This is a genomic window from Rhodococcus sp. ARP2 (genome assembly GCF_001029585.1).
GTDB classification, from domain to species: Bacteria; Actinomycetota; Actinomycetes; order Mycobacteriales; family Mycobacteriaceae; genus Rhodococcus_F; species Rhodococcus_F erythropolis.
This window is the reverse complement of sequence record NZ_LEKE01000044.1, coordinates 1-17,627: the sequence shown is the minus strand read 5'-3', so window position 1 is coordinate 17,627 and position 17,627 is coordinate 1. Positions and strand designations below refer to the sequence as shown.

Genomic DNA, 17,627 nt, shown 5'->3' with positions numbered 1-17,627 from the left:
AAATAGACAGACCGTTACGTCTCAGTCCGCGGGCGACGCCGTCATCACCCCTAGGGAGTGATTCAGGTTAGGTGAATCGTCTTCGAGTACATCGTGGCCAATCGATTCGGTGTTACTGAATCGAAATATTCAAACCTTCAACGGTCGGTGATGCTGATCACATCACTTCGACGGCTCCGGCGGAACGAGCCCGCAGCGTTCCAATTCGTAGGCCGGAACCCGGTCGAATCGGTACTTCGCGAAGTCGAAAGCCTGCTGGAAGTTCTGTTTGAATCTGGCCCAGGTCAGCTCGGAGCGATACGACGTGAGCAGCTCCTGCGTTTCCGGGCACGTGATGGCCAGCTTCGCGTCGGCAACCCAGTCCTCGTCGAGGAAGAACGGCAGCCAGGGGCGAACGTCGATCATTCCGGTATCCGCGACCACCCAGTCCGGGTAAAGGTTCTTGTCGTGGCCGATCCGGCCGTCCTCTAGTCGCTCGGTGTGTGCGGCCAGGGGGTACGCCAGCCCCATCTGATCGAGCACCCGAACGTCGAGGCCCACGTTCATGCTCGTCATTCCGAGGTTGAGGAAGAAGACGACGTGCTCGGCAGGCTCCTCGAGCGGCCCTGGCGGTGGGACGACGAACCAGGAGTCGTAGCTCGCCGACGGCAACAGCAGCCCACCCTCCGGAGTCCGCGCGATGGTCTCCACCATGGCACGCATTCGCGGATAGTCGAGGTAGTCCTCGGCAAGAATCGGGTGCTTGTGACCGGTGTTGAGTGCATAGAACGCACGCTCGTCGACGATTCCCGAGCGACCCACCACGGAGCCTTCCGGCATGCCCGTCGTGTTGGCAGCGAAGAAGGCCCAGATGATCGTGCCGATCCACAGCACCGCCGAGACTCCGAAGATCGCGGTGTCGCGGTTACTGCCGAACGCTGCCCGCGCCGGAACCCGCAGCGGAATGACGGCGACCGGGATGAGCAGGCAGAACAACACCGGCAACAGGACGCGGCCGTGCATGAAGTCGCCGCCGACGCGCAGAGAGTAGATCCCGAGGATCAGCCCACTGCCGAGGATGAACGTGACGACGGCCCGCGGCGTGCGCAGAAACTGCTGAAAGCGCTGCCACAGCGAGCGTGCGGGTTGATCGGAGGCGGTAGCAGGTGCGTCCGCTCGGCTTCGCCACACGAGCAGCAGCGCGCCGATGAGCAGGAACAGCAGCGGCAGCCAGAGCAGGTACGGCCCGACGAGGTTCCACAGGTACGCAAAACCCTGCGCCCACTTCGCGCCACCGGCGTCCTTCGACACCGCGGTGTTCGGGTACGGCAGGGCGTAATAGCCCATTCGCCAGATCTGATAGCCCACCGGCACAAGTCCGGCGACGACCACGATCAGTGCACGAATCTTCCAGGTCAGGCCTGCGGAGAGAACGATCATCATCAACGCGGCAGCACCGGGAATTGCCATCTCGGGTCGAACCAATGGTCCGAGGCCTGCCACGAGCGAGAGAGTCAGGATCGACGCCGTGGACGGCGTCGACGCCTGCGCCCACCGAACGAGCAGTAGCCACAGGAGCGCGATCCAGAAGATCACCAAGCAAGTCTCGAGCCCGGAAGTGGCGAAATCTCGCGCAGGCGGAACCGCGATGTAGACGAGAACACCTGCCGGTACCAGCAGGATCGTTCCGCCCGCCGACGGCCGAACGCCGCGGTACAGACGACCGGTGCCGAGCATCGCCAGCACGACGGCAGCAGTCGATAGCACGAGCGCGATCGTCAGAACGACGTATTCGAGGCGGATCTGCGTGAGCCAGCTGAACGCGTAGACGATGTACGTCCACGCGGTACTCGTGTTCGCCTCGACACGCTCACCCGCATTGAAGACCGGGCCGTTCCCCGCGAGCAGGTTGCGGACGGTTCGCAAGACGATGAGTCCGTCGTCGGCGATCCAGCGACGCTCCCACGCCCCCCAGAACATGAGGGCAGCAGCAAGCACCACCCCGCCGAGAAAAACTCCTCGACTGAGGGTGGTGCGATTCGCCGCAGTGTCGACGTGCGGGTCGGCCTCGGTGCGTGGCTCAGACGAGGTAGACAGCGACACCCACTACTCCGATCCACGCAATCGCGAGGAGTTGCAGCACCCGGTCACCGAGCGCGATCTCCTCAGGCTCTCCGGCTTCGCCGCCGTCGACGTCCACCGCGTATCGCAGCACCGCGATGGTGAAAGGCACCATCGAGATGGCATACCAGTTGGTGCCCTTGATGGCGTCCTGTTGGAACGCCCACAGTCCGTAGCAGAGGACCAGCGTCGTCGCTGCCATCGTCCACACGAAACGCAGGTACGTCATCGTGTAGCTCTCGAGGGACTTACGGATCTTCGCGCCGGTCTTCTCGGCCAACTGCAGTTCGGCGTAGCGCTTGCCTGCCGCCATGAAGAGTGAGCCGAACGCCATCATCAGCAGGAACCACTGCGAGAGATCGATCTCGGCGGCAACGCCACCGGCGATCGCTCGAAGCAGGAAGCCGGACGAGACGATGCAGATGTCGATGACGGCCTGATGCTTGAGACCGAAGCAGTAGGCGAGCTGAATGACGATGTACACGCCCATGACCACGGCGAGTTGCCAGTTGGCCAGGAAGGACAGCCCGATCGCACCGGCAAGCAGCACGACTGCCATGCCGTACGCGATGTTGACGGGTAGAACTCCGGCCGCGATGGGACGGAATCGCTTCGTGGGGTGAGCACGGTCGGCTTCGACATCCATCGCGTCGTTGACGAGGTAGATGCCCGATGCAGCCATGCAGAACACGACGAACGCCAGCGCGACGGGCAGGAGCACGTCGGCTTCGGTGGCGGTTCCGGCCGCGATGGGCGCTGCCAGCACAAGGACGTTCTTGACCCACTGACGTGGGCGAAGTGCCTTGACGATGCCGGCGGGCAGGGACTTCGGGGGTCCGCTGACCGTAGCCGGTTCCTCGCTCATTTATCTCCACATTTCTGTTCGGCTCTGGCTTCTTCGACCCGGCGAACTACCGCCGCGGATGCGGCTCCCAGTGCCGCTCCGGCGAGTACGTCGGTCGGGTAGTGAACTCCCAGGACCAGACGCGAGAGCATCATCGGGGGCACCAGCAACGCCGGTAAGGGTAGCCCGGTGAGTCGACCGATCAGCACAGCCGCCGCCGTCGTCGACGTCGCGTGTGACGACGGGAAGCTGAGCTTGCTCGGTGTCGAGACGTTGACCTGCACCGAAGGGTCGGAAGGTCGCTTGCGCCTGACGACTCGTTTGATCACCACGGAGGCGGCGTGTGCACCGAATGCTCCGACGGCTGCTCCGGCCCATTCACGTCGACGCGGCTTGTCCACAGCAGCTCCGACGGCAGCGATCGCGATCCACCCGAGGGAGTGCTCACCGAAGTGAGACATACCGCGGGCGACCTTGACGGCTCCCGGCAGCTGCCCGACGGTCGATTGAATTCCGGCCAGAATCTGTACTTCAGGAGATGCCGAAGACACGTTCCCACCTTTCCGTGCTGGTCAGTGAAGGAACGGCGTCCTGGTACTGCTTCTTGAGTTCAGGGAAACGCGCGGCGAGTTCGCGGCGCAAACGCATGGCTTCCTTGAGCAGTTCGAGTGCCTGCTTGGGGTTGCGCTTGCGGTAGACGACGCCGCGGCCGTCGGCGGTGGTGACTGTGACGCCGTCGACCTGCGAGAGCAGGTACCACCTGGCGTCGATGGTCGGCACGTTGAGCTGAGGACGCTCGTGATGCTCAGGGTGCGCAGGCTTGAGGTTGTGTACCACGGCCTTGCCGACGCGGACGATCTTGGCGACGGGGTTGGTCGGCGCGCTGACGTCCCCGACCTCGGCGCCGGAGGGCAGCGGTAGTGCGGTTGCCGAGGGCACCACGACGGCGTCGGGGTACTCCTTGCGCTGGGCATGGACCTCACCGAGTGCGGTGGGCAGCATGTTCGCGACGTGTTCCGGTCCGGCAAGGAAGTCCGCGATGGCCTTGTTCTGGATCGCAACGGTGGAGTACTCGAGGCACAGCAGGTGCTTGAGAGTCGCCTTCACCGTGTTGACCACAAGGCCGCGGCCGTTGCCCGGCATATGGAGCGCGGCCACCACCAGACGGTTACGGAGGTGGAAGTACGCCTGCCAGTCGATGGCGTCGTCCTTGTCGCTCCACGCCATGTGCCAGATCGCGGCACCGGGCAGCGTGACGGTCGGGTATCCGGCTTCCTTTGCGCGCAAACCGTATTCGCAGTCGTCCCACTTGATGAACAGTGGCAGCGGCTGCTTGAGCTCTTCCGCGACCTGGCGCGGGATCATGCACATCCACCAGCCGTTGAAGTCGACGTCGATGCGACGGTGCAGCAGTTTCGAATCTCGCAGCGAATTCTTGGAGAAGTCGTGGTCGTATTCGACGTTCGGCGCCGCAGACCACATGAAGATCCCGCGGTTGACCACTTCACCCATCACATGAAGGTGGCTGCGTTCCTGCAGGTTGAGCATCTGCCCACCCACCAGCATCGGCGACTTCGCGAAGCGCGAGAAAGCAAGCGCGCGAAGGATCGAGTCGGGTTCGATCTCGATGTCGTCGTCCATGAACAGGATGTGCTGGCACTGCGTGGTCTTGAGTGCCTCGTACATGATTCGGCTGTATCCGCCGGAGCCGCCGAGGTTGCCCTGATCGTGAATGGCGAGCCGATCACCAAGTGCTGCAGCAGCTTCGGCGAACCCGGGCTCGTCACGCACCTTGCGGGTGCCCTGGTCCGGCATGATGACGGCCTTGATCACGTCGGACACCAGAGGATCCGAGGACAATGCAGCCAGCGCCTTGACAGCGTCGGTCGGGCGATTGAACGTCGGAATACCAACGGCAACAGTCGCTTCGCCGGGCGCCTCGACGGGCGCGTACCAGCCGCCGCTCTCGACGACTACGGCCGTATCGGTGGTGATGTCGAACCAGATCCAGCCACCGTCCTCGAACGGCGTCAGTTCCACCTCGAACTCGACCGCGGCATCACCGTCGGCAAATTCCTTGCCTTCCACGTGAATTCGCGAGGAGTCCGCCTTGGAACGGTAGACATCCACGCGGCCGTGTCCGGACAGTTCGAGTCGAAGGACCACCGATTTCAGGATGGACCAACGGCGCCAGTAGCTGGCGGGGAACGCGTTGAAGTACGTGGCGAACGAGACCTCGGTCTCGGCGCCGAGCGCGACGGACGTCCGCGAGGTGGAGTGAGCCCGACGACTGTTGGTCGAAGCTTCCTCCAAGTACAGCGTGCGGACGTCGAGAGGTTCGCCGGCGCGGGGAAGGATGATCCGGGAGAGCAGGGACTTGCCGAGGTAGGTCACCTCGTCGCCGGTGACGACTTCTTCGCCTTCGAGTAGATGACGTGCGTTCATTCGCTCTCCCCTGCCAATTCCGCACCCGTTTCGAGATGCGGGCGCAGGGTGTTCTCGAACATCGTCAGCGCGCTGGCGATCGCCATGTGCATGTCCAGGTACTGGTAGGTGCCGAGACGCCCGCCGAAGAGGACCTTGTTCTCCGCGGTCTCCTTCTTGGCGCGTGAGCGGTACGCACTGAGCTTCTCGCGATCCTCGGGCGTGTTGATCGGGTAGTACGGCTCGTCCTTCGCCTCCGCTGCACGTGAGAACTCACGCATGATGACGGTCTTGTCGGTCGGGTACTCGCGCTCCGGGTGGAAGTGACGGAACTCGTGGATGCGGGTGAACGGGACGTCCGCGTCGTTGTAGTTCATGACGGGGGTGCCCTGGAAGTCTCCGGTGGGCAGAACCTCGGTCTCGAAATCGAGGGTGCGCCATCCCAGTGCACCTTCGGAGTAGTCGAAGTAGCGGTCGAGCGGGCCCGTGTAGATGACGGGTGCGTCGGGGCTCGCGGCGCGCAGTTCGTCGCGGACGTCGAAGTAATCGGTGTCGAGACGGACCTCGATCTTCGGATCCTTTGCCATGTTCTCGAGCCACGCCGTGTAGCCGTCGACGGGCAGGCCCTCGTACGTGTCGTTGAAGTAGCGGTTGTCGAAGTTGTAGCGGACCGGCAGGCGGCTGATGTTCGCCGCGGGCAGCTCGGTGGGGTCGGTCTGCCACTGCTTTGCCGTGTAGTCACGCACAAATGCTTCGTAGAGCGGGCGTCCGATCAGGGAGATCGCCTTCTCTTCGAGGTTGGAGGCATCCTTCGAATCGATCTCGCTGGACTGCTCGGCGATGAGGGCGCGCGCCTCTTCGGGCGTGAAGTACCGACCGAAGAACTGCGACACGAGGCCGAGACCCATCGGGAACTGGTACGCCTGTCCCTTGTGCAGCGCGAAGACGCGGTGCTGGTAGTTCGTGAACTCCGTGAACTGGGTGACGTAGTCCCAGACCTTCTTGTTGGAGGTGTGGAACAGGTGGGCACCGTACTTGTGGACCTCGATGCCGGTCTCCGGCTCAGCCTCCGAGTATGCGTTCCCCCCCAGGTGGTGACGGCGATCCAACACCAGCACGCGCTTACCCAGCTGGGTAGCGGCACGCTCGGCGATGGTCAGCCCGAAGAATCCCGAGCCGACGACGATCAGGTCGTACTGGGCACGGGCGGTCTCTGAATTTGCAGCGGTCACGATGAACCAGGGTATCGGACCTGTTCGGACGCCGAGGGTTGGATGCGTCACCAGGGACGATGCGGCAAGTCAGGACGTTGCAAGACCGATCAGACCGGAAGCACTCGGTGCACCGCTCGAATCGAATTCGATGGTGATCGGTTCGTCGACGGGGAAGTGTGCGGGAAGTAGAAGCAGTCCCTCCGACGCGCAGCGTTCGAGAAGTTCGCGGCGGGTGACCCTGGCGATCTCGGGATCCGCGTCGCCGCCCTGGCTGAGGTCCGGGTACAGAAACTGGATCGGATGGTGGATCACGTCGCCGGCGATGACGGCGCCGCCGTCGGCAGTGCGGATCTCGATCACGATATGGCCCGGCGTGTGGCCGGGCGCGCTGCGCACGACGACGCGTGTGCCTTCGGACTCGGCCAGGACGTGGCCGTCGTCGACCGCCTCCCACTTCGCCCCGTCCAGAACGGGACGGACGCTGTCCTCGAAGGTCTGCGCCAGATCCGAGACCACTCCTTCGTGTGGACCGTCGGCGGCGAGTTGTTCGAGCGCGGCCAGTTCGGTGCGGTCGAAAATGTAGGTCGCGCGGGGAAAGGTGGGCCGCCAGGTTTCGGCCTCGAGGTTGGTGTTCCAACCACAATGATCGGGGTGCAGATGTGTGCTGACCACCAGATCGACGTAGTCCACGTCGACGCCGGTGTCGGCGAAGCGCGAGAGGTAGTCGGTACCGAACATGTGGTGCGGCAGGAGGTTCGGCCGGTGCTTGCTGTTCCCGTTGCCGGTGTCGACGACGATGGCCTTGCCGCCGATTTCCACCAGGTAGGTGTGGATGGCAAGTACGAGGTCACCGCTACCCGCGTCGAAGAACTCCGGTGTCAGCCGCGCCGACGCGTCCTCGATCTCCGCATCACCCGCGTGCGGAAAAAGCTCTCGCGGCGGAAACGGCCAGTGCGCCAGCTCCGTCAGTTGGGTGACGCGCGCCGATCCGACGTCGATGGTGAAGCTCATCAGTGATTGCCTTCCGAACAGCTCGATACCGCTTGTAGGCACACACAAAGGCACCCACCGAAATGCTCGGTGGGTGCCTGGTCGGTGTCAATGGTTTTCGACGCCGGTGATCAAAGACTCTTCGCGATGATGCCCTTCATCACTTCGTTGGCGCCGGCGTAGATCTTCTGGACGCGGGAGTCCTCGTACATGCGCGCGATCGGGTATTCACGCATGTAGCCGTATCCGCCGTAGAGCTGCACGCACCGGTCGACGACGGCGCACTGCTGTTCGGTGAGCCAGTACTTGACCATCGCGGCGTCTGCGCCGTCCAGCTCGCCATTGAGGTGATCCTCGATGCAGTTGTCGAGGAAGACACGGCAGGTGCGTGCGATCGTCTGGCACTCGGCCAGCTCGAAGGCGGTGTTCTGGAACTCGAAGAGGCTGTGCCCGAACGCTTGACGCGCCTTGGTGTACGCGACGGTCTCCTCGACGGCACGCTCGATGGTGCCGATGGCCTGTGCGCCGATGATGAGGCGTTCCTGCACCAGCTGCGCCATCAACTGACCGAAACCGAGCCCCTCGGACTCGCCGAGGAGGTTCGAGACGGGAACGCGAACATCGGTGAAGGACAGCTCCGACGTATCGGCGCCGTGCTGACCGACTTTGTCGAGGACGCGGCCGACCGCAAAGCCTTCGCAGTCACGCAGATCCACGATCAGGAGCGAGACACCCTTGGCGCCCGCCTTGGGATCGGTCTTGACGGCAAGCACGATCATGTCTGCGCTGCCACCGTTGGTGATGAAGGTCTTCGACCCGTTCACGACGTAGTGGTCACCGTCGCGGATCGCGGACGTGGTGATGGCCTTGAGGTCGGAACCTGTTCCCGGCTCGGTCATTCCGATGGCGCCGAGGATCTCGCCCGTCGCCATACCTGGCAGCCAGGCCTTCTTCTGCTCTTCGCTTCCGTACTCGAGCACGTAGTGGGCGACGATGCCACTGTGCACGGAGTTCCCGAGTGCATAGTCCCCGCAGTAGCCCTGCGCCTCGAAGACTGCAAGATCGTGCGCGAAAGTTCCACCGCCCCCGCCGTATTCCTCGGGAATCGAGCAGCACAGCAGGCCGAGCTTGCCGGCTTCGAGCCACACGGACCGGTCGACGCGATGCTGAGCGTCCCACTGCTCACGCTTGGCGATCAGTTCACGATCGAAGAAACCACGGGCCAGTTCGGCTACTGCGGTGATCTCGTCGTCATGCCACGACGGCTTGCGCTTGGTCGCCATGATCAGACCCGCTTCAGCAGGGCAGCGAGTGCCTGACCGCCGCCGATGCACATGGTGACGATGCCGAATTCGAGGTCGCGACGGACCATGTCGCGTGCCGCGCGCAGCGTGAGGATGGCTCCGGTGGCACCGACCGGGTGTCCGAGGGCGATTGCTCCGCCGTACGGGTTGGTCTTCTCCGGATCCAGGCCACTGTCACGGATGACGGCGATGGCCTGCGAAGCAAAGGCCTCGTTGACCTCGGCGGTGCCGATGTCGGACGGCTTCAATCCTGTTTGCGCAAAAAGCTTTTCGAGAGCGAGCACGGGAGCGTAGCCCATCAGGCCGGGCTCCATGGCTGCCGTCGTGACGGTTTCGAGCGTGACCAGTCCGGTGAGGCCGCGCTTGGCTGCCTCGGTTCCTGTAGCGAGGACGAGTGCGCCGGCGCCGTCGTTGATGCCCGACGCGTTACCGGCGGTGACGGATCCGCCCTCTTCGAATGCAGGGCGCAGCTTGGCGAGGGTTTCGACAGTGGTTCCGGGCTTGGGGTGCTCGTCTTCGGTGACGGTGACGGAGCGCCGACCACCGGTCTCGACGGGAGTGATCTCCTCGGCGAATGCTGCCTTGGCTGCGTCGGTAGCAGCGCGGCGCTGAGATTCCACGGCGAACTCGTCCTGCTGCTCGCGGCTGACGCCGTACTTGCGGGCGACGGCTTCGGCGGTGCGGCCCATATGAGCCTTGCTGAACGGGTCGGTGAGCATGGCGACGGTGCCGTCGACGAGGCTGCGATCGCCGAGCTTGTAGCCCGAGCGGGCGGCGAAATCGTAGAACGGCATGCGAGACATGCTCTCGTCGCCGCCGGCGAGGGTGATGGCAGCTGCGCCCCAGCGCATCTGCATCGCCGCAGACCACACGGCCTGCAGGCCGCTGCCACAGAGGCGGTTGACGGTGTAGGCGGGAACGTTCTCGGGCAGTCCAGCGGCGATGCCCACGCGGCGTGCGTTGTAGGCGTCGGGGCCGACCTGGCCGATGCAGCCCATGACGACCTCGTCGATGTCTTCGGGTGCAACGCCGGCGCGGCTCAGCGCGGCCTTGGCTGCTGCGGCACCCAGCTCGTGTGCGGGTACGTCCTTGAAGACGCCGCCGAAGCTACCGACGGGGGTCCTGGCCCCGTCGACGATGACGATCGGTTCGGGTGTGGTCATGATTGTCCCCATCTGCTGTGCTCACGTCGATTTCTCTGTCCGTGGCCGATACTAGGACATCTAAGTATCTCGCAGATGGGGACGTTGGTGTCAGGGTGTGGGAGCGCTCTCGGACACGGGTACAACCTCGGCGTCGGCGCCTTCGGCGTCCTCGGTCTCTTTGTGGTTCCGGTATCGGTAGAGCCCGATGCCCACGAGGATCGCTGCGAGCCCCAGGGACACGATCATCTGACTGCGCGTCGAGTCCAGGGTGAGCATGCCGATGCAGAGCGCGATGATGGCGGCGATCGTCGCGTAGGTCAGGTACGGGAAGAACCACATCTTGAGTTCCAGCTCCTGGCCCGAAGCTTCGAGCTTGCGGCGGGTGCGCAGCTGGGACACCGAGATGACGAGCCAGACGAACAGAGCGATCGCACCGGAGGAGTTGACCAGGAACAGGAAGACCTTGTCCGGGGAGAGGTAGTTCATGCCGACGGTCAGGAAGCCGACGATCGTCGAGACCAGGACAGCGCGCATCGGGACGCCGGTCTTCTCGATACGTGAGAGCGACTTGGGGGCGTCGCCGCGGCCGGCGAGAGAGAAGATCATGCGGCTCGCGGTGTAGAGACCGGAGTTGAGGCAGGACAGAACCGACGTGAGGACGACGACGTCCATGATGTTGCCCGCGGCCGGAATGCCGTAGGAGTCCATGACGGCGACGTACGGGCTGAGCGCGACCGATGCGCTATCCCAGGGAAGCAGGGTGACGACCACCGCGATCGAGCCGATGTAGAAGATGAGAATTCGCCAGACGACGGACTTGACGGCAGCGCGAACAGCTTCGAGCGGGTTGGCCGATTCACCGGCGGCGATGGTGGCGATTTCAGCGCCGAAGAACGAGAACACGACCACAAGGACTGCGGCGAGCATGGCTCCTGTTCCGTTCGGCAGGAAACCGCCGTGACCGGTCAGGTTGGTCATTCCCGGTGCTTCGACGCCGGGCATCCATCCGCAGATCGCCACGATGCCCATGCCGAGGAACGCGATGATGGCGACGACCTTGATGGAAGCGAACCAGAACTCGAACTCGCCGAACGACTTGACCGAGATGATGTTGGTCAGCGTCAGCACGATCATCAGAATCAGAGCCCAGGTCCACTGGGGAACGCCGGGAACCCAACGATTCATGATGAGGGCACCGGCGGTGGCCTCGATGCCCAGCACGATGATCCAGAACCACGCGTACAGCCAGCCGATCGAGAAGCCCGCCCAGCGGCCGATGGCCTTGTCGGCGTACGACGAGAACGAGCCGGTTTCCGGCGACGCTGCCGACATCTCGCCGAGCATGCGCATCACGAGGATGACGACTACGCCGGCCAACGCGTAGGAAACCAGGACACCCGGTCCCGTCTCCTGGATCGCCACACCGGAGCCGACGAACAGTCCGGCGCCGATGACGCCCGCGATCGCAATCATCGACAGATGCCGCTTCTTCAGCGTGTGCTGAAGTGCCGGCTGGTCTGTACTGGACATCAGTACTCCTTGTGGGCTGTTCGGGAGGGTGGATCTCGGTGACGCTCTTCTGGAGCGCATTTTCGATAGCGCCAGTGTCGGACCTTCGGCAAGCTCGCGTCAGGCTCCACTTTGTACAAACGTGACCGCAGGCACTACAAAGTGGCGAGTCCGAGGTGTCAGACTGGACCCATGCCCATCACGCTCCGCCAGCTTTGTGCGACCGAACAGTTCGGCCTTCGCGTCCTGGCGGGGCACGATCAGCTCGATCGCACCCTGACCTGGGCACATGTCTCCGAACTTCCCGACCCGACGCCCTTCCTCGACGGCGGCGAACTACTACTCATCACTGGAGTGTCGCTACCGACGACGGCCGCGGAAACGACCCGTTTCGTACGCACCCTGGTGGCGGCCGGAATTGCCGGAATCGGTTTCGGAACCGGCCTCGGATACGAGCAGGCGCCGCAGACTCTGGTGGATGCGGCCACCCGTTTCAGTGTGCCCCTACTCGACGTCCCATTGCGAACACCTTTCATCGCCCTGACCAAAGCGGTGTCGAAGGCGCAATCCGACGACGACATGAAAGCGCTGCGCAGCAACTACCAGAGCCTGCGGCGACTGCTTCAAGCTGCAGTGACGGTCAACGGCACCCGGGCAGTCGTACGACGGGTGGCGGAATTGATCGGCGGATGGGCGGCCCTGCTGGACTCGGCCGGCCATACCGTCGAGATCTCACACACCGCTGCTGCCGCAGGAATCGAGCGAACGGCTCCCGAGCGCGACGCCCGCCCGATGGAAGTCAGTTTCCTCACGAGTGAGAACGAGGACGTCATCTCGCACCCTTTGATGACGTCGAGGGGAAAGCTGATGGGGTATCTCGTCGCCGGCTGCCCCGGCGCCGTCGGCTCTCTGAATCAGGGCATCGTCATCGCCGCCGCGTCTCTGCTCACGTTGATGACGGCTCGAACCCGAGATGCGCAGTTGACGATGAACCACTTGCGTACCGTGGCGATGCATCAGCTGTTCGAAGGACAGAATGCGCTCGCCCGCAACATCTCCGGGGAACTGTGGGGAGGATTTCCGGTCGAACCTTTCCAGGTCTTCCACGTAGCGGGCCCGAGTGGCCTGCTCGAGAGCGTGTCCGTCTCACTGCTCGACGGCCTCAGCCGCGATCTGGCGTTCGGCATCACCGACGGAGCGTTGATCGCCGTCGTCTCGGCTACCGACAGCGGGCGAATCCTCGCCCGTGTCAACGAAATCGACGTAACCGTCGGCGTGTCGGACATGCTGTGGTGGGACGATCTCTCGCGCGCCAGACGCCAAGCCGCGCAGGCAGCAGCCGAGGCCGGCGCCCGCAACCTGCCTTCGATGCGGTTCGCCGAACTCTCGGAGAGCGGATTGTCCGCGTTTCTCGATCAGGATCGCTCGACCGCATTCGCGGCGGCACACTTGCGCCCGCTTCTGGAAGCGAAGGGCGGTAGCGATCTCTACCGAACCTTGGCCATGTGGTTGGCACACAACGGTGTGGGCGACGCCGCAGCCACAGCGCTGAATATTCATCGGCATACGTTGCGCAGCAGACTCGCTCGGATCGAGAGCCTTCTCCAACTGGACCTCGGCTCCCCCACGGAACGTGCGGAGTTGTGGCTCGAGTACCGCTTGCTCGGCGACGCTCCGACCATCTGACCGACAACCAATGAGCCCTGAACGACCTGAAGGGCCTCCGCCGGGTTACGGCAGAGACCCTTCAGAGTCGATACGTGCGAGTCGCTACCGACCGACCTTCCCCTAGCTTCCGCCCGTCGGTATCCACTCGCGGAGCACGTTGGCATCTACTACCTGCGCACCCAAAACCTTTGTCCAGATGATGGTTCCGTTTTCGTAGACACGGAAAGTGCCTGCTTCGGAGGGCAACTGCATCTCCGGGCCGGCAGGAGCACCGAGAGAGCCGCTTTCACCGCCGAGCTCCCGATACTTCTTCTCGATCTGCGTCTCCGTAACCGTACCCGATGGATCGCCGGATGGCGAATTGGATTCCGGCACTGTCGATTCCGAATCCGGTGCCACTACCACACCAGCGCCGTCGCCGACGGTAAACCAGTCCGATTTCAGGCCGAGTTTCTGACGGAACTGCATTCCGGTGGCGCCAACAGTTGCATCTGTTCCGACCACCTCGACTGCCGTCACTCGCCCGCCGTCGGTACCGAATCCGTTGCGCGAGAGAATCTTGAGCGATTGCAGCTCGCCCACATCGAAGGCGTCCGCAATCTCACCCGCGGTCAGATTCACTGTCCAGTCGTGATTGGGCGAAAGGGCGTCACCGAGATCCTCGACGGCCGGGAATTCACCGCCGGAGCTGTAACCTCCTGTGGACGAAGAGAATTCGGTGGCAACAATCTTGCCGTCACGCGACAGAACGGCGCCGGCGGTGGACCGAACGGCTTCAGTGGTCCGGGGATCTTCCTTGCCAGCTCCGCCGTAGACCTGGCAGTCCTGAGTGTCGCACGTGTCGGCGTACGAGCTGCGATGCTCGGTCGCAGCGTACGAGCGCGCCGCCACGGCTTGCGCCCGTAGTGCTTCGGCCCCACCGGAATCGGCCCATTCGGCTTTCGCCTCGACCGGCACCACGCCGAGCAGGTAGTCCTCCATGTCGAGGAGATTGACCGTCCGAGCCGAGCCGTTGTCGAGCACTACGCCGAGGGCGCCGCGATAGGGCGCGTCGTTGTTGCACAGCTTCAGGAACTGGTCGGCGGGTCGATCGGGACTGAGATCCACAGGATCCACCCACGGATGCTCGGTGACCGCTTCCCAGACAACCCCGCCACCACACCCGCTGGTGACAACCACCTGCGCACCGCCACCGGGCAGTGCAGTGAGATGGGCAGCCTCGCCCGGCGCGGTGCGCTGACCGTTGACCACGAGGCCGGCGTTGGAGTAGACGTCGAGCGTCGAGTTGTCCTGGGCTGTGAGCCGCACACTCATCTGGGCGGGCGGCAAGGAGTCCAGGACGGTTCCGCCGTAGTAGTGACTGAGGATTCGCTCGCCGGACCAGCCGTCGTTCTTGGCGTAGCCGTAAGCGCCCCACTGCCCCATTCCGCGGCCGTGTCCGTTGCCATGACCGGAGAGCGTGAATTGTGTATCGGCGGCGACGGCGTGCAGGATCGATGGCTCGTCAGCGCGGATTTGCGTGAAACCTCCGATCGCGACGCCGAGCGCAAGAGCCGGAACGAGACCGAGGACCGAGACCCGCATCAGCGAGGTTCGCCTCCCGGGTCCGCCCACCAGAAAGCGACCTGCGCGACCGGACACAGGCTTCTTACCTGCAGTTCCGCTTCTTCCGCTTCTCGCCATCAATGCTCTCCTCATCGCTACCGGCCTCACGAGTCCGCGAAGTCGGTACTTCGCGCGCAGGCCAGTCCACAACGATTTAACTAAAGTCTCACCCTAAGGTTGAGCGTTATGGACTTTTGTGACTAGTGTGGCAAGAGTGTTTGGAGTTAGCAACACCAGTCACACGAGTCACATCAGCATCACGAGTTGCAGACGTACGCGTCCGAAAACTGGAGTTCAACCCCAGAACATGGCATCCGACCTGCTCGGATCCGGTTTTGAAGGATTCCGTTCACGGCCGTCATCGGCCCTGAAGTTCGCTCGCAAGTAACTACAACCGAGGAGTAATCCCTTGCCACACCGTCGACCGAAGCCCTCGCTCGTACTCGGGGCTGTAGCCGCAGTGGCTGTCGCAAGTCCTTTTGCGGTCTACGGCTTCACGAGCACTACGTCCGATGTACGTTCCGCGAACGAAACGACGTCAGTAGCAGTGCCGACCCAGATCGCAGAGGTGCTCCTCGCGTCGGTGCCCGACATCATCATTCCGGTCAAGGAGCTGACCGGTCTCGATCTCCCCGACATCAACCTGGGCGATCTCAGAAACCTCAAGCTCCCGACCGAAATCCCGCTACCTCCAGGGATCACGTTGCCGACCGAGCTCTTCCCGGCACCCGCTGCTCCCGGTGCTCCGACCGAAACCGCTCCGGTCCCTTCCGAGGAAGAGCCAGGTGCCGTGGTCAAGGAAGTCACCCGCGACACTCCGTTCAGCATGGTCGCGTTGACCTCGGACACGCTCGCCTCGGCGCAGTCCAAGGTCCGCGCCCTGGCCGAGGACGGCACCTGGGGTCCGTGGTTCACCCCTGACGCCATCGACTCCGCCAGTTCGGATCAGGCCACCAACGCCGGTACCGCCACCGAACCTGTCTTCGTCGGCGCCACCAAGTCCATCCAGATCCTCACCCCGCAGGGTGTCGCTGCCCCCGCGGCCGAAGCTGTGCCGGCTCCGGAAGCCGCACCCGCACCTGCTGAAGCGCCTGTTCCTGCCGAAGCACCGGCCGAAGCACCTGTGCCTGCGGAAGCACCCGCAGCCACCGGCGAACTCGGGTACACCCCGGCTTCCGTGTCCAAGCCGCTTCGCCAGGCGACGACGGCAGCAGATGCCGTTACCGCAGTGTTGATCGATCCGGGTACCAGCGACGCGGACAGCAATCTGCAGGCAGTCGCGGCACCGCTCGGCGGCAGTGGACCCTCCGTCATCACCCGCGCACAGTGGGGAGCAGACGAGTCACTTCGCTGCGACTCCCCCACGTACGACGACTTCACCGGTGGAGCAACTGTCCACCACACCGCGGGCAGCAACAACTACACCAAGGAAGAATCGGCCGGCATCGTCCGCTCGATCTACGCCTACCACGCACGCACTCTCGGCTGGTGCGACGTCGGATACAACGTCCTCGTCGACAAGTACGGTCAGACCTTCGAAGGCCGCGCAGGCGGACTCGACAAGGCAGTTCAGGGCGCGCACGCCGGCGGCTTCAACGAGAACACCACCGGTATCGCGATGATGGGTGACTACTCCACCGTCGAGCCTTCGCAGGCGACGCTCAACGCCGTCGGCAAGTTCCTCGGTTGGAAGCTCGGCCTGGCCGGCCTCGACCCGAAGGGCCGAACGACGATGTACTCCGAGGGCACGGAGTTCACGCCGTACCCGCAGGGCGCAGCAGTGGATCTGCCGATCATCTTCGCCCACCGCGACGTCGGAAACACGGCTTGCCCTGGTGATGCCGCATACGCACACATGAACGACATCCGGAACATCGCGGCCGCGAATATCGGCGGATCGTTGAACCCGTCGAACCCCTCCAATCCGTCGACGCCTGCGCCCAAGCCGACCACTCCGGTCGACACGGTCACCGGTGGCACCGGATCGTCGATCCCGGATCTGGTCACCCAGATTCTGAAGATCACCGACAATTCGCCGCTCGCGCAGAAGTGGATCGCCGAAGGTGGTGACCTCGGACGCCTCGGCCAGGCGCTGTCCGGAATCCTGCAGGCGAAGCTCGGCAACCAGGGTGCGTTGTTCCAGAACGGCGCTGTCTACACCTCACCCAACGGCGGAGTGTTCACCGTGCTCGGCGAGATCTTCAAGTCGTGGCAGAGCTTCGGTTCCGACGCGGGTGAACTCGGATTGCCGATCTCGGACGAATACTCGATCCCGGACGGCCTGCGCAGCGACTTCGAGAACGGTTCGCTGATCTTCAACCAGATCACCGGCATGGTCACGAAGGTCCTCAAGACCTACAACGAGACCTTTGCCCAGGAAATGGCCAACAGCGCGCCTGTCGGCTGACACTCGAGCAGTACACGTCCTCGGGCGCTGGTGGGTTCTACGACCACCAGCGCTCGAGGACTTTTGCGACCCCGTGCGCCGAATTGGTGTCGGTGACCTCGTCGGCTGCGGCTTTGGCTTCGGGGTGAGCGTTGCCCATGGCAACGCCGAGTCGAGCCATCCCCAGCATCGGGATGTCGTTGGGCATGTCCCCGAAGGCAACCAGACCCGACAGGTCGAAGCCGAACCTTTCAGCGGCGGCAACCAGGCCGGACGCCTTCGTGATTCCCGGCGCCGAGAGTTCGATCAGTCCGTTCTCGGTGGAGTACGTCATGTCGGCGAGCGCACCGACGTGCGGGGCGAGCGTGTCGTACATCGCCGTGCTGGTCATGCCTGGACGGCGAATCAGGAGTTTGACGGCAGGTGCCGCAAGCACTT

Annotated in this window: 13 protein-coding genes; 2 read left to right on the top strand and 11 right to left on the bottom strand. The window is 63.8% G+C overall.

Going from position 1 to position 17,627, the window contains the following annotated elements:
• Window positions 1-162: 162 nt before the first annotated feature.
• The 9 genes from zomB to ABX74_RS09715 form a co-directional block, all read right to left on the bottom strand.
• Window positions 163-2,082, bottom strand: a complete 1,920-nt coding sequence (gene zomB, locus ABX74_RS09755) for a flagellar motor control protein ZomB (RefSeq protein ID WP_047888751.1) — start codon at window positions 2,080-2,082, stop codon at window positions 163-165.
• The gene (locus tag ABX74_RS09750) at window positions 2,060-2,965 is read right to left on the bottom strand and encodes a decaprenyl-phosphate phosphoribosyltransferase (RefSeq protein ID WP_003943808.1); all 906 of its coding nucleotides are present in this window, start codon (window positions 2,963-2,965) and stop codon (window positions 2,060-2,062) included. Before ABX74_RS09750 ends, zomB begins: the two co-directional genes overlap by 23 nt.
• Window positions 2,962-3,495 (bottom strand): phosphatase PAP2 family protein, encoded by a 534-nt coding sequence (locus ABX74_RS09745; RefSeq protein ID WP_003943893.1) that lies wholly within the window; start codon window positions 3,493-3,495, stop codon window positions 2,962-2,964. The genes ABX74_RS09750 and ABX74_RS09745 overlap by 4 nt, the downstream gene beginning before the upstream one ends.
• Window positions 3,476-5,389 carry a glycosyltransferase gene (locus ABX74_RS09740; RefSeq protein ID WP_047888750.1) on the bottom strand — a complete coding sequence of 638 codons (1,914 nt, stop codon included), beginning with the start codon at window positions 5,387-5,389 and terminating at the stop codon, window positions 3,476-3,478. Before ABX74_RS09740 ends, ABX74_RS09745 begins: the two co-directional genes overlap by 20 nt.
• The gene (gene glf, locus ABX74_RS09735) at window positions 5,386-6,600 is read right to left on the bottom strand and encodes a UDP-galactopyranose mutase (protein WP_024488040.1); all 1,215 of its coding nucleotides are present in this window, start codon (window positions 6,598-6,600) and stop codon (window positions 5,386-5,388) included. Before glf ends, ABX74_RS09740 begins: the two co-directional genes overlap by 4 nt.
• 69 nt (window positions 6,601-6,669) lie before the next feature.
• Window positions 6,670-7,593: an MBL fold metallo-hydrolase gene (locus ABX74_RS09730; protein WP_047888749.1), complete on the bottom strand. Its 924-nt coding sequence runs from the start codon at window positions 7,591-7,593 to the stop codon at window positions 6,670-6,672.
• Between the two features lie 110 nt (window positions 7,594-7,703).
• Window positions 7,704-8,855 carry an acyl-CoA dehydrogenase family protein gene (locus ABX74_RS09725; RefSeq protein ID WP_007731824.1) on the bottom strand — a complete coding sequence of 384 codons (1,152 nt, stop codon included), beginning with the start codon at window positions 8,853-8,855 and terminating at the stop codon, window positions 7,704-7,706.
• Between the two features lie 2 nt (window positions 8,856-8,857).
• Window positions 8,858-10,039, bottom strand: coding sequence for a thiolase family protein (locus tag ABX74_RS09720; RefSeq protein ID WP_007731825.1), 1,182 nt, complete (start codon window positions 10,037-10,039; stop codon window positions 8,858-8,860).
• A 90-nt stretch (window positions 10,040-10,129) separates the two neighbouring features.
• Entirely contained in the window at window positions 10,130-11,551 is a 1,422-nt protein-coding gene (locus tag ABX74_RS09715; protein ID WP_019746401.1) for an amino acid permease, read from the bottom strand.
• 171 nt (window positions 11,552-11,722) lie between these two features.
• Between ABX74_RS09715 and ABX74_RS09710 the strand changes: the two genes are divergently transcribed.
• Complete coding sequence (locus ABX74_RS09710) at window positions 11,723-13,216, top strand: PucR family transcriptional regulator (protein ID WP_019746400.1); 1,494 nt, start codon at window positions 11,723-11,725, stop codon at window positions 13,214-13,216.
• 102 nt (window positions 13,217-13,318) lie between these two features.
• Here the strand turns inward: ABX74_RS09710 and ABX74_RS09705 are convergent, their stop codons facing one another.
• The gene (locus ABX74_RS09705; RefSeq protein WP_047888748.1) at window positions 13,319-14,881 is read right to left on the bottom strand and encodes a SpoIID/LytB domain-containing protein; all 1,563 of its coding nucleotides are present in this window, start codon (window positions 14,879-14,881) and stop codon (window positions 13,319-13,321) included.
• A gap of 331 nt (window positions 14,882-15,212) precedes the next feature.
• On the opposite strand from ABX74_RS09705, the gene ABX74_RS09700 reads away from it, so the two are divergent.
• Window positions 15,213-17,210: an N-acetylmuramoyl-L-alanine amidase gene (locus ABX74_RS09700; RefSeq protein ID WP_029254203.1), complete on the top strand. Its 1,998-nt coding sequence runs from the start codon at window positions 15,213-15,215 to the stop codon at window positions 17,208-17,210.
• A 37-nt stretch (window positions 17,211-17,247) separates the two neighbouring features.
• On the opposite strand, the gene ABX74_RS09695 is transcribed toward ABX74_RS09700, so the two are convergent.
• The coding region (locus tag ABX74_RS09695) for an HAD family hydrolase (RefSeq protein WP_047888747.1) at window positions 17,248-17,627 on the bottom strand (380 nt) is incomplete at its 5' end.